Consider the following 14,005-nt stretch of genomic DNA (forward strand, 5'->3'; position numbering starts at 1 on the left):
CAGAGCGTCAGCCGACCTGCTTGTCCTCATTCTAGGAAAAGGGAACCGGCGTGAACATCGGACCACGGTCTCATTTTCTCAGGGCGGGAAGGGGCTCCGATTGGGACCCTGGTCCCAGATCCGGCAGGTCCGAGGGGGCGACCAGCCCGTGGCGGAGCGCGTATACGGCCGCCTGGGTCCGGTCCTGCACCTGGAGCTTCTCCAGCAGGTGGGTGATGTGGTTCTTCACGGTCTTCTCGGTGATGACCAGCTCCTGGGCGATCTGGCGGTTGCTCTTGCCCTCCACGATCCCCTCGAGCACCTCGCGCTCCCGGGCCGAGAGCCGGCCGGCCGCTTCAGCCCCGGCGGCGGGGCGCGGGGAGCTGGTGCGGTGGTCCCCCAGGTGATCGAGGAAACGGGCCATCATCTTGGAGGGCAGGACGGCACCGCCGTCCCGGACCTCGCGGATGGCGTTCACCACCCGCTGGGGAGCCTCGTCCTTCAAGACATAGCCCCGCACGCCCATCCGCACCAGGGCCGCCAGGTACTCCTCGTCGTCGTGGATGGTGAGGGCCACCACTCGGGTCTCGGACCGCTCCCGGGCCAGGGCGCGGGCCACCTCCAGCCCCCCGCCGGGCATGTTGATGTCCAGCAGGAGCACGTCGGGCTTCTGGGCGCGCACCAGCTCCAGGGCCGTCCGGGCGTCCCCTGCCTCGCCCACCACGCGGATGTCCGGCTCCATGGCCAGCAGGGTCGTGACGGCCTGGCGGATGAGCGGGTGGTCGTCGGCGATCCCGACGCGGATCAGGTTCCCCCACCCCTTCCCACGGGAATCTGCACCCGGATGCGGGTGCCCCTGCCGGGGCGGCTCTCCACCTGGAAGCTCCCCTGTAACCATTCGACCCGTTCCCGCATGTGCATGAGCCCGTAGGTGCCCCCGCGCCGCTGGACCGCCTCCCAGTCGAAGCCGATGCCGTCGTCGGCCACCAGAAGGCTGACCCGGCCAGCCGTCAGCTCCAGGCGGACGACGATCCGCTGGGCCCGGGCGTGCCGGAGGGCGTTCTGCACCGCCTCCTGCACCAGCCGGAAGAGGGCCGCCTCTTTCTCGGGCTCCATCCGGGTCTCCTCGTCGTCGTAGTGGAAGTCGACCTCGGGGCCGCCGCTGCCGGTCTGGACCCCTTCGAGGAAGCGTCGGACCGCCGGCACGAGCCCCAGGTCGTCCAGGGCCATCGGGCGCAGGTTGCTGATGATGGTGCGGATCTCCCGCAGGCTCTCCTGGACGCCCTCCCGGATCCGCCCCAGCTCGGCGGAAAGGGTGGCCGCGACGCCGGGTTCGGTTCCGGGCGCTGGCTTTTCGGCCACGTCCTGGCCGGCTGCAGGCTGCCCGGTGCCGGCCGCCCCAGGGAGCGCTTGCGCCAGCCGCTGGCAGATCTCGGCCCGGAAGACCAGGTTGGCTATGGCCTGGGCCGGCCCGTCGTGGATCTCGCGGGCCAGCCTGCGGCGCTCCTCCTCCACGCTCGCGATCACCCGGCGGCCCATTTCCTGCCGGGCGCGCAGGTCCTGCAGCTGCTCGGACATGGCCTCCAGGTTCCCCTGGAGGAAGTCCAGGGCGACGCTCACCTGGGCCACCAGGGCGTCGGCCCGCTCGGCCAGCTGGCGCACCATGCGCACGGTGCGCTCCTGCTCGTCCCGCTGCAGGCGGAGGAGGCGCTCCCGCTCCTGCTGGGTGGCCAGCTCGAGCTGGGCCTCCTGGGCGTCGTGGTACGCGCGGCGGATCTCTTCCTCACTGAAGCGGCTGAAGTCGCGGTTCACCAGCATCAGGCGGTGGCGCGACCGGTACGCCTCCCGCGACGCCCGGTCCACCTGGTCCGCCACCCGCAGGAGCTGGTGCTGGAGCTGGTCGAGGCGCCGCTGGAGCTCCGCCTCCTCACCGTGCGCGGCCTCAGCCATCGCGTGCATCTCTTCGCGCCCGTCCCGGACCTGGGCGATGACATGATCCAGGAGCTCTTCCAGGCGCTGCGAGCTCAGCTCGGTCTTCACCGGGGGCGCGCCTCCCGATCAGGGTCGGGCCGATTCCAGGGCCTGCCCACAGGCGCACCCGCGCTCGCGGGGGATGCGGGCGACGAGACGCTGGAGAAGCTCCCGCAACCGATCGTTGTTCTCCTGGAAGACCCGCATGACCTCCTGGTGGCTCACCGGTCGGACCTCGGGATGGCCCTCCAGCCCCACGTCGTAGTCGGTGATCAGGGCCAGGTTCAGGTAGCACATGCCCAGCTCCCGGGCCAGGATCACCTCGGGGTACTGGGTCATGTTGATCACCTCCCAGCCCTGCGCCTGGAACTCCTTGCTCTCGGCCCGGGTGGAGAAGCGGGGCCCCTGCACGACCACCACCGTGCCGCCGTCGTGGGCGCGGAAACCGACCTGGCCGGCCGCCTCCAGGGCCAGGGGGCGAAGCTCGGGGCAGTACGGGTCCGCGGCGGAGATGTGGGTGACGATGGGGCCCTCGTAGAAGGTGTCCTCCCGGCCCCAGGTGCGGTTGACGAACTGGTCGCTCACCACCAGGTCCCCGGGGCGCACGTGGGGCTGGAGGCTGCCGGCCGCGCAGGGCCCGATCACCCGGGTGACCCCCAGCTCCTTCATGGCCCACAGGTTCGCCCGGTAGTTGATGCGGTGGGGCGGCAGCCGGTGGTCCCGGCCGTGCCGGGGCAGGAAGGCGACCCGCCGGCCCTCGACCTCGGCCAGGGAAACCTTGTCGCTCGGGGCCCCGTAGGGCGTCTCCACCCAGACCTCCTCCACGTTTTCCAGAAAGCGGTAGAAGCCTGATCCCCCAAAGATGCCGATCTCTGCCTGTGGCATGTCCCTCGTCTCCTTTCGCCGCCCTCCCGCCGCCGTCGACCCGGCCGCCGCCAGCCTCAGGAGATGCTCCGGGCCGCCTGCAGCCGGGCGAACTCCGACGCGACGCGGGCGGCCAGGCGCGCGTTCTCCTCGGCCAGGGCCACCCCCGTGCGCAGGGTGGCGCCTTCGGTCTTCTCGTGCAGCACCTGGAGGAGGAAGGGCGTGACGGCCTTGCCGCGGATGCCCCGCTCCTCCAGCTCGTAAAGGGCTTCGTCCACCGCGTCCTCGACCAGGTCCGGGTCCAGCTCCAGCGCCTCGGGAACGGGGTTGGCCACCACGAGCCCTCCGGTGAACCCCAGGGCCCACTTGACACTCATGACCCGGGCAGCCTCCAGGGGCGACTCCACCCGGTAGTCCACGGGGCAGCCGCTATCCCGGTAGTAGAACGCGGGGAAGACGTCGGTCTGGTACCCGAGCACGGGGACGCCCCGGGTCTCCAGGTACTCCAGCGTCCAGTCGGTGTCGAGGACGGTCTTCACGCCGGAGCAGACCACGCAGACGGGGGTTCGGGCGATCTCGGTCAGGTCCGTGGAGACGTCCAGGGTCTCCATCACGTCCCGGTGGACGCCGCCGATGGCGCCCGTCGCGAAGACCGAGATCCCGACCCGCCCGGCTACGGCGATGGCGGCCGCCGCGGTGGTGGCCCCGTGCCATCGCTTGGTGATGAGCACCGGAAGGTCGTGCTGGCTGGCCTTGTAGACGTCGGGGTCGCTTGCGATCAGCTCCAGGTCGCTCTCGGAGAGGCCCACCTTCACCTGGCCGCCCACCACGGCCACCGTCGCCGGGACGGCCCCTCCCTCCCGGACGGCCTCCTCCAGGGCCAGGGCGGTCTTGAGGTTCGTGGGGTAGGGCATGCCGTGGGCCACCAGGGTCGACTCCAGGGCGACCACCGCCTTGCCCTCCCGCAGGGCCGCGCGCACCTCAGGCGCCACCCGGATCAGCTCCCGCACGTCCATCACGCTCCTTCCCGGCCCCGATCCCTCACGCTGCGGACCGCTGAAGCCGCTTCACGAGCCACCGGACCGTGACCTCCAGCACCTCCCGCTCCCAGTCGGGCCGCTCGAAGGTGTGCCCAGCCCCGGGCACGAGCACCACGTCCACGCCGCCCCGGACCTGTCCCCACCGCCGGGCCTGGCCCGGGGGCACGACCCCGTCGCCCTCGCCGTGCACCACCAGGGCCGGCCCGCGATGGCGAGCGAAGCCGGCGAGCGGCTCCAGGTGGAGGAGGTCCTGGTAGAACGCGGGTCCCACCTCTTCCGCACCCCACACCACAGGATCCCCGCCTTCCAGCCGCGCCCGCGCCTCGGGGGTCACCGCGGGCAGGAAGAGCTCCTGAAGGTCCGCCACCGCAGACCAGAGCACCAGCGCGGCCGGAGGGGGCAGGTCCGACCCCTCCGTCTCGCCCGCCAGGAGGGCGGCCACCGCCCCGCCCAAGCTGAGCCCCAGGACCGCCAGGCGGGTGCGGTCCACCGAGGGGTGCCCGGCCAGGTGGGCGTAGGCGGTGCGGGCGTCGGAGAGCTCCGAGGAGATGCTCCGCTCCGCGGCCTCCCCGTCCGACTCGCCCGCGCCCCGGAAGTCGATGCGGAGCGCCGCAAGGTCGTGATCGGCCAGGGACCGGGCCAGCTTGACGAAGAGCCGGTGCGCCTCGATCCGGTGGCCGCCCAGGCCGTGCAGGCAGAGGACCGCCGGGTGCGGGCCCGGTCCTTCGGGCAGGTGGAGGACGCCCCGGATCGTCTCCCCGTAGTTGCTCAGCTCGACGTACGTCTCGGTCGCCAGGTCGGGCTCACCTCCCGCCCGGCAGCCCGGGCTCGCCTGAAGATGCCTCCAGCAGACGCCAGAGCTCCTCGGGCTCGAAGAGGAAGAAGGGACAGCCCCGCTCGGCCAGCACCGCCTCCGCCCCCCGGGCGGCCGCCAGCTCCCGGGCCAGGTGACCGGCCAGCGGGCGGAGCCGCTCCGCCAGTTCCCCGTTCACCTCTCGAATCGCTTGGCCCAGAGCCTTCCGGTCACCCCCGGACTGGATCCGGCGCACCAGCTCCTCCTTGCGGGCGGCCAGGGCGGTGAGCTCGGGATCGGGCCGCATGCCCGCGCGGGCCGCCTCCTCACCCAAGGGGCCTGCCAGGTCCGCCACCACCCGCTGGGGGTTGTGCTCCACGCCGCGGAGCAGGTCCTCCAGGCGTTCCCTCCGGGCGGCCAGCTCGGCCAGCGGGTGCCCCCGGAAGGCCCCTTCCAGCCGAAGGGTAGCTGAGCAGACGGCATAACGGGGCACCTCGCGCCCGAAGGCCTCCGGCCAGCGGGCGGCCAAGAGGAAGTCCCCGATGGTCTCGTAGCGCGCCCCGCCGGTGCCGTGGATGAAGAGGTCGCCCAGGAAGAGGCGGGCGAAGAGGGTGAGCGGGATCGCCTTGGGGCGCAGGGCCACGCCCGCCTGAGCCAGCGCCCGGGCGGCCCCCAGCGGGTCCCCGGTCGGGAGCTCCGCCAGCGTCCGGACCCCCTCGGGCCCGGTGCTACGCAGGATGATGCGACCGCCGTGGGCCTCGCCGGCCGCCCCGTGGGGCCGATCCCCCAGGGCACAGGCCAGGACCGGACGGCGCCCGGCGGATCCCTGCGGCCCGCCGGGCACACCAGCCTCCACGTCGCCCCCCTCCGGGGGCGGGAGGCTCCAGAAGGGGATCTCGACCCCTTCGGGCGTCTCCTCCAGGTCCGGGAAGGGGTTCGCCGGGTAGCGAAGGCGGTGGAGGATCCGGTACTGGCGGAGCGCCTCATTGTACGCCTCACGCCAGAACCTTGCGTTCTCCGCCCACTCGACCACCCACAGGCGGAAGGCGAGGGTCCCGCTCAGGGCGGAGACGGGTAGCTCCCGGTACCCGGTGGGCCCGGGGAGCGAGGCGCCCTCCTCCCAGCCGCGCCGCACCCGTGAGAAGAAGGCGGCCACGCTCTCGCGGGGTTCGGGCGTCACCGCCGCGAGGCGGTCCAGCCGGGCCGCGGCCTGGGGAGCCAGCGGGGCCAGGAGGGCGCGCACCTGCTCCAGGAAGGCCCGCCACGCCCCCGCGTCCGGCGCCGCGCGCCGCTCCAGGGGAAGCTCGTCGGGCCCGAGGCCCGCAGGCTGGAGCCGGTGCAGCTCGGGAACGCCCGGCCGGGCGGGGCCTTCGCCGGGCTCGGCGGCCGGATCGGAGGAAAGGGCCGGCACGGGCACCGACAGATCTGCGACGTCCGAGTCGACCACCAGGTTGAGCAGGCGGCCGCCCCCGGCGTCCGCGGCGCTGGCCCCTGCGAAGAGCTTCACCCACACCCCGGGATGGTAAAGGATGGGCTGGTGCCCGGTCACCAGGACCGGAGGGTCTCCCGCCGCCAGGGGAACGGGCGCGGCGGACCCTTCCTCCCGCAGGCTCCGGCGGATCCGGTCCAGGGGCAAGCCGGCCACCTCCACCCCGCCCTCGAGCAGGAGCCGGCGGTTCCGCTCGGCCGTCGCGATCCAGCGGGAGATGGGTGGGTCGGCCAGAAGGCCGGGCGCTTGGGGCGGCTCATCGAAGCGGGCCGCGAGCCGGAGGCCCTGCGGGAGCTGGAGCTCCTCGCCCGCGGCCCCTCCCTTCCGCGCCCAGAGGGCATCTTGCCGGCAGGCGCTCACCGGCACGCCGCCTCCCCGCGGTCGGGCTCGGGCGGCGGCGGGCAGCAGCCCGAGGCACCCGCCCGGCGGATCGATCGCTCCCACACCTTCAGATAGTAGGCCCGCCGGACCTCCGGGTCGTCCAGGGGGCCGGGAAACCGGCGCTCGAAGGTGTGTGAGTAGACGGGCGGCACAGGCTCCTCCAGCACCTCGAGCCCCTTCCGCCAGGCCTCGGCCCAGAACTCCAGGGGAAAGGCGTAGCCGTCCTCGGTCAGGTGGAGGCCGCGCAGCGCTTCGACCCGGTACGCCTTGAACCCGCAGAAGGCATCGGTGATGCCGAAGCCCGTCACGGCGTTCACCCGCTGGGTGATCTCGCGGTTGATGGCCAGCCGCTCGGGCGGGATGGTGCCCCGGCTGCCGGCCGGCAGCGGCTCCAGGTAGCGGGAGCCGGAGAGCACGTCCACGCCCGCCGCCCGGATCCGCTGCAGGAAACGGGGGATCCAGGCCGGCTCGTGCTGGGTGTCGGCGTCCAGGGTCACCAGGAAGCGGTCGCCGCGCTCCAGGGCGACCCTGAAGCCGTCCCGCAGGGCCCGCCCGTAGCCCAGGTTCTTCGGGTGGCGCAGGCACTCGACCCGGGGGCTCGAGAGCGCCTCCACGACCTCCGCCGAGCCGTCGGTGGAGCCATCGTCCACCACCAGCACCCGCGCCCGGGTGAGCCCCAGGGTGGCCTCGATCACCTGCCGGAGCGTACGGCTTTCGTTGTAGACCGGGATGACCACCAGGTCCCTCGTCACACGCACCCTCCTCGTGGTAGGCTCACGGTAGGGCCAGCACCGCGCCGCTCCGGGGGGCGAGCCTCCCCTGCAGCCGGCCTCCCTCCACCCGGAAGGGGTCGCCTCCCAGCAGGTCGGGCGCTCCGGCGGCCTCGGACCGGGCCCATCCTTCGGGCAGCGGCACGTCCAGCTCCAGCTCCTCGAAGCCGTTGTTCAAGGCGACGGCCAGGCGCTCATCCTCGTAGCGGCGCCCGAAGAGGTACCCTCCCGCCGGCGCGTCCACCCAGAAGGTCGCCACCTCGCCCCGGCGGAGGGCAGGATGCTCGCGCCGAAGCCCGATCGCCCTCCGGTACGCCTGGTGGAGCTCCCGCTCCCAGCGGTCGGGGTCCCAGACCATGGGGCGCCGGCTCTCCGGGTCCTCGCCACCGCGCAAGCCCACCTCGTCCCCATAATACACCAGGGGGACGCCTGGGTACGTCATCTGGAAGAGGACGGCCAACCGCTGGCTCTCGCTGTCGCCCCCGGCCAGCTCCCGGAAGCGGGCGGTGTCGTGGCTGTCCAGGAGGGTCACCAGGGCGTCGTGGACGGGACCCGGCAGCGAGAGCCTCCCCCTGGCGAGCTGGGCATCGAAGCGGGCGGCGCCCACCCGTCGGAGCGCGAAGAAGTCCAGGCAGGCCCGCCGGAAGGGATAGTGGGTCACCGAGTCGAGCTCGTCGCCCCGGAGCCAGGGAAGCGGGTCGTGCCAGATCTCCCCCAGCAGGACCGCGTCGGGCCGCTCCTCCCGGACCCCCCTCCGAAAGACCTTCCAGAAGCCGTGGCTCACCTCGTTGGCCACGTCCAGCCGCCAGCCGTCGATGCCCGCCTCCCGTATCCAGTGGCGCCCCACGTCCACGAAGTAGCGCTGCACCTCCGGGTTGCTGGTGCGCAGCTTGGGCATCCGGGCCACCGACGCCCACGTCTCGTAGGTGGGCTCCGGGTACATCTGGAGCGGGAAGCGGCGGACGATGAACCAGTCGCGGTAGCGGGAGGCCTCGCCCTTCTCCAGCACGTCCTGGAAGGCGAAGAACTCGGGGCCGCAGTGGTTGAAGACGCCGTCCAGGATCACCCGCATGCCCCGGCGGTGCGCGGCCTCCACCAGCTCCTTCAGGTCGTCCAGGCTCCCCAGGTGGGGGTCCACCTGGTAGTAGTCGGTGGTCTCGTACCCATGATACGCGCTGGAAAGGAAGATGGGGGTGAGGTAGAGCAGGTTCGCCCCCAGGTCCTCCACGTGGTCCAGGTGCTCGCGGATCCCCCGCAGGGTGCCCGGGTAACGGCCCGTGTGGGTGGGAGGATCCTCCCAGCCGAGGACCTCACCCGGGGTGCTCCGGGGAGGCTCGGGGGGCCCGGCGAACCGATCCGGGACGATCTGGTAGATCACCCCGTCGCGCCACCACTCCGGCGCTTCGATGCGGTCCTCGTCGAAAACATAGGGCACCTCGAAAGCGCCCTGGTCCGGCGGGTCGTCGAAGAAGCCGTGCTCGCCGTACCAGAGGGTCCCCGCCGGGTGATCCAGGACGAACCAGTAGCGGTAGCGGGGCGGGTCCACCCGGAGCTCCGCCTGGTAGTAGTCGAAGAGCTCGTCGCGGCCCACCCGCCGCATGGGGCGCGCCCGGTCGGTGCTGGGCGGCTGGTAGCGGTCGCGGTAGACCACCCGCACCCGCTCCGCGTCGCCCCGCCCCGTCCTCAGCCGGACCACCAGGGACCGGCCGGGCCCCGGGTAGGCGTACGGAAGCTCGGGGCGATGAAGCACCGCGTCTCGGTGCAGGGGAGTCACCTCCTACGGTGGCGCCGGGTCTGGGGTCGCGCTAGGTGCCCGCCTGCCAGCTGTGCAGGTACGCCTCCTGCTCGGGCGTCAGCCGCCCGATCCGGACCCCCAGGGTGGCCAGCTTCCGCTCGGCCACCGCCCGGTCGATCTCCTCCGGGACGGGGTGGACGCCCGGAGCGAGGCGCGCCTCCCGCGAGGCGAGCCAGGCCACCGAGAGGGCCTGGTCGGCGAAGCTCAGGTCCATCACCTGCGCGGGGTGGCCCTCGGCCGCGCCCAGGTTGACCAGCCGTCCCTGGGCCACGACCCGTATCCGGCGGCCGTCGGGCAGGCGGTACTCCTCCACGTTGGGCCGGACCTCCCGTGCCGGGTGCCCGCTGGGCGCGGCCAGCTCGCGCAGCGCCTCAAGGTCGATCTCCACGTCGAAGTGCCCCGCGTTGGCCAGGATCGCGCCGTCCTTCATGCGGAGGAAGTGGGGCCGGTCGATGACGTGAAGGTCGCCGGTGGCGGTGATGAAGAGGTCGCCCTCGGCCGCCGCCTCCTCCATGGGCATCACCCGGTGACCGTCCATCCAGGCCTCCAGCGCCCGGAAGGGGTCGACCTCCACCACGATCACGCGGGCCCCCATGCCCTCCGCCCGGGTGGCGATGCCGCGCCCGCACCAGCCGTAGCCCACGACCACCACGGTGCTGCCCGCCACCAGGAGGTTGGTCGCCCGCAAGACGCCGTCCATGGCCGACTGGCCGGTGCCGTAGCGGTTGTCGAAGAGGTGCTTGGTGAGGGCGTCGTTGACGGCCACCACGGGGTAGCGCAACGCCCCGTCGGCCGCCATGGCCCGCAGGCGCACCACGCCCGTGGTGGTCTCCTCGGTGCCGCCCCAGACGGCCGCGGCCTGCTCGGGCCGCTCCCGGTGGAGCACGCTCACCAGGTCGGCGCCGTCGTCCATGGTCACCTGGGGATCCACGTCCAGAACCTGGCGGATGTGGCGGTAGTACTGGTCCTCCGGCTCGCCCCGCACCGCGAAGGTGGGCACCCCGTACTCGTGGATCAGGGCGGCGGCCACGTCGTCCTGGGTGCTGAGGGGGTTGGAGGCGCAGAGGCGCACCTGGGCGCCCCCAGCCTGGAGCGTGCGCATGAGGTTGGCCGTCTCGGTCGTCACGTGGAGGCACGCGGCCACCCGCAACCCTTCCAGAGGCCGGCTTCGGGTCCATTCCTCCCGGATCTCCCGGAGGACGGGCATCATCCCGTCCGCCCACTCGATCCGCTGGCGGCCGGCCTGGGCCAGGCCCGCGTCCTTGCACTCACCGTCCATGGTCCGAAACCTCCTGGCGCGTTGGCGAAGATGGACCTCCGGGGTCCTTCAGCGTGTCCCGCCCCCCGGGACCCTCTGGGGAAGGCGGGCCGCCTCCAGGATCCGGGGGACCAGATCCAGCCGTTCCCAGGGAAGGTCCAGGTCCGGGCGGCCGAAGTGCCCGTAGGCGGCCACCTGGCGGTAGATGGGCCGGCGCAGCCCGAGCTGCTCGATGATGGCCGCCGGGCGGAAGTCGAAGACCTCGGCGGCGATGCGGGCCAGCTCGCCGTCGAGCAGCCGGCCCGTCCCGAAGCTCTCCGCGCCCACCGCCAGAGGCCTGGCCACGCCGATGGCGTAAGAGACCCAGAGCTCGAGCCTTCGGGCGAGGCCTGCGGCCACCATGTTCTTGGCCACGTAGCGGGCGGCGTAGGAGGCCGAACGGTCCACCTTGGTGGGGTCCTTCCCCGAGAAGGCGCCGCCGCCGTGGCGGGCCGCCCCCCCGTAGGTGTCCACGATGATCTTCCGGCCCGTGAGCCCGGTATCGCCCTGGGGGCCGCCCACCACGAAGCGGCCGGTGGGGTTGACCAGGATCCGGGTCCGCCCGTCCAGCAGGCCCTCGGGAACGGCTGCGCGTACCACGTGCTCCTCCAGGTCCCGGGCCAGGCGCTCCTGGCTCACCTCGGGGTTGTGCTGGGCCGAGATGAGCACCGACGCCACCCGCAGGGGGCGGTCGCCTTCGTACTCCACGGTCACCTGGGTCTTGCCGTCGGGGCGCAGGTAGGGGAGGAGCTCTTCCTTCCGCACCTGGGCCAGCCGCCGGGCCAGTCCGTGCGCGAGGGCGATGGGCATGGGCATCAGCTCAGCGGTCTCGTCGCAGGCGTACCCGAACATCATCCCCTGGTCGCCAGCGCCGATGCCGTCCAGGGGGTCGCCGTCGCCGCTCTGGCGCGCCTCCAGCGACCGCCCCACGCCCACCGCGATGTCGGGCGACTGCTCGTGGATCGAGTTCAGCACCGCGCAGGTCTCCGCGTCGAAGCCGTACTTGGCCCGGTCGTAGCCGATGGACCGGACCGTCTCCCGGGCGATGGTGGGGATGTCCGCGTAGCAGGAGGTGGAGATCTCGCCCATCACCAGCAGGAGGCCGGTGGTGACGGTGACCTCGCAGGCCACGTGCGCCTGAGGGTCCTGGGCCAGGATGGCGTCCAGGACGGCATCGGCCACCTGGTCGCACACCTTGTCGGGGTGGCCCTCGGTGACCGACTCGGAGGTGAACAAACGACGCTCGGTCTCGCCCATCCGCTTGCCTCCTTGGGTTGCGCCGTGCTCGCTCGGGGGCGAAAAAGACCCTCCGTTCCGGGGCGCGGAAGGAGGCAAGGATCGCCCTCATCTTCCAGGCCGCGCCGCGGCCTGCGGGAGTTGGCACCGGACCGCCGGGGGCGGCTGGTTGCCGGGTTTCATCGGGCCCGTCCCTCCACCACTCTCGATAAGAGCATCACGGCCGTGTTCCAATGGTTGTCTTCATCCTAGCACGCCCCCCGGGGACCGTCAACGCGGCGCTCACGCCCGCAGCCACTCGGCGGCCTGCTCGGGCGCGACCACGTTGACGTCCACCCCGGCGCCCCACTCGAAGCCGGCCGGCACGGTGACGCGAGGACGGAACTCCACGTGCCAGTGGTAGCCGGCCTCCAGCTCCTGGCCCTCGAGAAAGCCCCGTCCGCGCCGGGGGGCGGTGTGGAGGACCCAGTTGTGGGCCACGGGGCCCAGCAGGCCCTCCACCCGGCCCGTGAGCCAGCCGATCCACCGGGCCAGGGCGTCGCGCTCGTCGGGGGCGGTGGCCTCGAACCGGGCCCGGTGGAGCCGGGGCACCAGCCACACCTCGTAGGGAGAGCCCGAGGCGAAGGGCGCGAGGAGGACCATCGCGTCGTCGGCGGCCACCACCCGAGCCCCTTCCTGCAGCTCCTCCTCCACGATCCGGCAGAGCAGGCAGCCCCCGCCCGTCCGCAGGTGCTCCCCGGACCGGACCAGCTCCCGCCGGACCCGGGGCGGCACCCAGGGCAGCCCGATCAGCTGCAGGTGGGGATGCTCCAGGGAGGCTCCGGCCTCGCGCCCCCAGTTCTTGAAGAGGACCACCTGCTCCAGCCGCCGGTCCTGGTAGTGGACCGCGAGCCGCTGGCGGACCACGGCCAGCACCAGCCGCCGCGCCTCCAGGGAGAGCTGGTGGAAAGCGGACCCGTGATCGGGGCTGTCCACGATCACCTCGTGCACCCCGAAGGCGGGAACCCGTGCCCGACCGCCCCACGCCAGGGTCTCGGGACCCATCTCGGAGCGGACCATGGGGTACCGGTTGGGAACCACCCGCACCTGCCACGCAGCCTCGCCCGCCGGCTCCCGGGACGGCTTGCGCGAGGCGTCCAGGCGGGCGAGGTCATCCGCGCCAGCCCGGAAGACCTCGGGGGGCGTCTCCCCTTCGTGCCCCGGGCAGAAGGGGCAGTTGCCGCGCCGCGGGGGATCGGGCCGCTGGCGCGGTGCATCGTGAGGGCGCTGGCTACGCTCGGACGCGATGAGCACCCAGCGCCCCGTCCACGGGTCTTCCCTCAACTCGGGCACGCGGCTCCCTCCCGAAGGGCTCGTTCAGTATCCCTGCCCCTTGTCGACCAGCTTCTCCAGAGGCTCTCCCCGCCCGAAGCGCTCCAGGTTCCGGAAGAAGAGGGCCACCACCCGCTCCCAGAAGTGGGGCGTCTGGCCGGCGATGTGGGGCGTGAGCAGCAGGTTCGGCAGCGCCCAGAGGGGGCTCTCGGCGGGGAGCGGCTCCTTCTCGAAGACGTCCAGGGCGGCGCCCCCGATCCACTTCTCCCGCAGGGCGCGGTAGACCGCCTCCTCGTCCACCAGGGGACCCCGGGCCACGTTGATCAGGAAGCGTTGCGGGCCCATGCGCATCAGCTCCCGGCGCCCGATGAGCTTCTCGGTGTCGGGCAGGGCGGGTGCCGCCAGCACCACGAAGATGGAGGCGTCGATCAGGTCCTCCAGGTGGCCGGGCCCCCACATGCGGTCCACCAGGTCCGGAGCGGTGTTCGCCCCCTTTCGGCGTCGCATGGCGAAGACCTTCATCCCCAGCGCCTTGCATCGCGAGGCCAGCTCCCGGCCGATCTCGCCGAAGCCCACCAGGCCCACCGAGAGATCGGCCAGCTCCATGGGCATACGCAGCTCGCGCACGTTCTCCCAGCGCCGGGCGCGCTGGCCGGCCACCGCCAGGTCGAAGCCCCGGGCGAAGTGGAGGATCGCCCCCAGCGCGTGCTCGGCCACTGCGGCGGCCATGCACCCGCGGCTGTTGGTGAGCAGGCAGTCGCTCGCGGCCAGGTCCGGGGTGAGGACCCGATCGATCCCCGCCAGGGGCACGTGCACCCAGCGCAGGTGCTTGGCCTGCCGGAAGTCCTCTGCGTCCAGGCGCGCCCCGAAGTAGACGTCCGGCTCGGCGATGCGGGCCCGGACCTCGTCGTAGCGGCGGACCAGGTCGATGCGGACGCCGAGTTCGGCCTGGCGCTGCCGGAAGACTTCCTCAGGAAAGTCGCGGTACATGGGCACCGACGCGGGCGCGTAGACCAGGACGGACAGCTTCCCTTGCGGCACGGTGCTTCCTCCCCCCAACACGGGCGTGGGACATGGTA

At 72.7% G+C, this 14,005-nt stretch carries 12 protein-coding genes and 1 riboswitch; all 12 genes read right to left on the minus strand.

Translation table 11 applies throughout. From position 1 onward, the window contains the following. Nucleotides 1-70 precede the first annotated feature (70 nt). The 12 genes from LIP_RS13985 to LIP_RS14040 all read right to left on the minus strand — a co-directional run bounded on the left by LIP_RS13985 (nt 71) and on the right by LIP_RS14040 (nt 13,967). Nucleotides 71-877, minus strand: a complete 807-nt coding sequence (locus LIP_RS13985; RefSeq protein WP_068139699.1) for a response regulator — start codon at nt 875-877, stop codon at nt 71-73. Further along, nucleotides 784-2,019, minus strand: coding sequence for a sensor histidine kinase (locus LIP_RS13990; protein ID WP_068139701.1), 1,236 nt, complete (start codon nt 2,017-2,019; stop codon nt 784-786). Before LIP_RS13990 ends, LIP_RS13985 begins: the two co-directional genes overlap by 94 nt. An 18-nt stretch (nt 2,020-2,037) precedes the next feature. Then, nucleotides 2,038-2,835 (minus strand): S-methyl-5'-thioadenosine phosphorylase, encoded by a 798-nt coding sequence (locus tag LIP_RS13995; RefSeq protein WP_068139704.1) that lies wholly within the window; start codon nt 2,833-2,835, stop codon nt 2,038-2,040. Between the two features lie 56 nt (nt 2,836-2,891). Then, complete coding sequence (locus LIP_RS14000; RefSeq protein ID WP_144440637.1) at nt 2,892-3,824, minus strand: pseudouridine-5'-phosphate glycosidase; 933 nt, start codon at nt 3,822-3,824, stop codon at nt 2,892-2,894. A gap of 31 nt (nt 3,825-3,855) precedes the next feature. Then, nucleotides 3,856-4,650 carry an alpha/beta hydrolase gene (locus LIP_RS18095; RefSeq protein WP_082726371.1) on the minus strand — a complete coding sequence of 265 codons (795 nt, stop codon included), beginning with the start codon at nt 4,648-4,650 and terminating at the stop codon, nt 3,856-3,858. 7 nt (nt 4,651-4,657) lie between these two features. Continuing rightward, nucleotides 4,658-6,496 carry a hypothetical protein gene (locus LIP_RS14010; RefSeq protein ID WP_144440514.1) on the minus strand — a complete coding sequence of 613 codons (1,839 nt, stop codon included), beginning with the start codon at nt 6,494-6,496 and terminating at the stop codon, nt 4,658-4,660. Further along, nucleotides 6,493-7,269, minus strand: a complete 777-nt coding sequence (locus tag LIP_RS14015; RefSeq protein WP_068139717.1) for a glycosyltransferase family 2 protein — start codon at nt 7,267-7,269, stop codon at nt 6,493-6,495. The genes LIP_RS14010 and LIP_RS14015 overlap by 4 nt, the downstream gene beginning before the upstream one ends. Before the next feature lie 22 nt (nt 7,270-7,291). After that, entirely contained in the window at nt 7,292-9,061 is a 1,770-nt protein-coding gene (locus LIP_RS14020; RefSeq protein WP_082726373.1) for a glycoside hydrolase family 13 protein, read from the minus strand. Nucleotides 9,062-9,092: 31 nt separating this feature from the next. Further along, nucleotides 9,093-10,361 (minus strand): adenosylhomocysteinase, encoded by a 1,269-nt coding sequence (locus tag LIP_RS14025; protein WP_068139722.1) that lies wholly within the window; start codon nt 10,359-10,361, stop codon nt 9,093-9,095. Between the two features lie 48 nt (nt 10,362-10,409). Further along, nucleotides 10,410-11,636, minus strand: coding sequence for a methionine adenosyltransferase (metK, locus tag LIP_RS14030; RefSeq protein ID WP_068139725.1), 1,227 nt, complete (start codon nt 11,634-11,636; stop codon nt 10,410-10,412). A gap of 84 nt (nt 11,637-11,720) precedes the next feature. Next, nucleotides 11,721-11,830: riboswitch (SAM riboswitch) on the minus strand. A gap of 67 nt (nt 11,831-11,897) precedes the next feature. Next, on the minus strand, nt 11,898-12,947 hold the full coding sequence (locus LIP_RS14035) for a galactose-1-phosphate uridylyltransferase (RefSeq protein ID WP_068139728.1): 1,050 nt from the start codon (nt 12,945-12,947) through the stop codon (nt 11,898-11,900). A gap of 24 nt (nt 12,948-12,971) precedes the next feature. Next, nucleotides 12,972-13,967, minus strand: coding sequence for a D-2-hydroxyacid dehydrogenase (locus LIP_RS14040; protein WP_068139731.1), 996 nt, complete (start codon nt 13,965-13,967; stop codon nt 12,972-12,974). Nucleotides 13,968-14,005: the final 38 nt, after the last annotated feature.

It is taken from the genome of Limnochorda pilosa, assembly GCF_001544015.1.
In the GTDB taxonomy this organism is placed as follows: domain Bacteria; phylum Bacillota; class Limnochordia; order Limnochordales; family Limnochordaceae; genus Limnochorda; species Limnochorda pilosa.

Bases quoted from the DNA above. Each gene is read 5' to 3' on its own strand.
- LIP_RS13985 (WP_068139699.1), bottom strand. From the start codon at position 877: ATGGTTACAGGGGAGCTTCCAGGTGGAGAGCCGCCCCGGCAGGGGCAC.
- LIP_RS13995 (WP_068139704.1), bottom strand. From the start codon at position 2,835: ATGCCACAGGCAGAGATCGGCATCTTTGGGGGATCAGGCTTCTACCGC.
- LIP_RS14025 (WP_068139722.1), bottom strand. From the start codon at position 10,361: ATGGACGGTGAGTGCAAGGACGCGGGCCTGGCCCAGGCCGGCCGCCAG.
- metK (WP_068139725.1), bottom strand. From the start codon at position 11,636: ATGGGCGAGACCGAGCGTCGTTTGTTCACCTCCGAGTCGGTCACCGAG.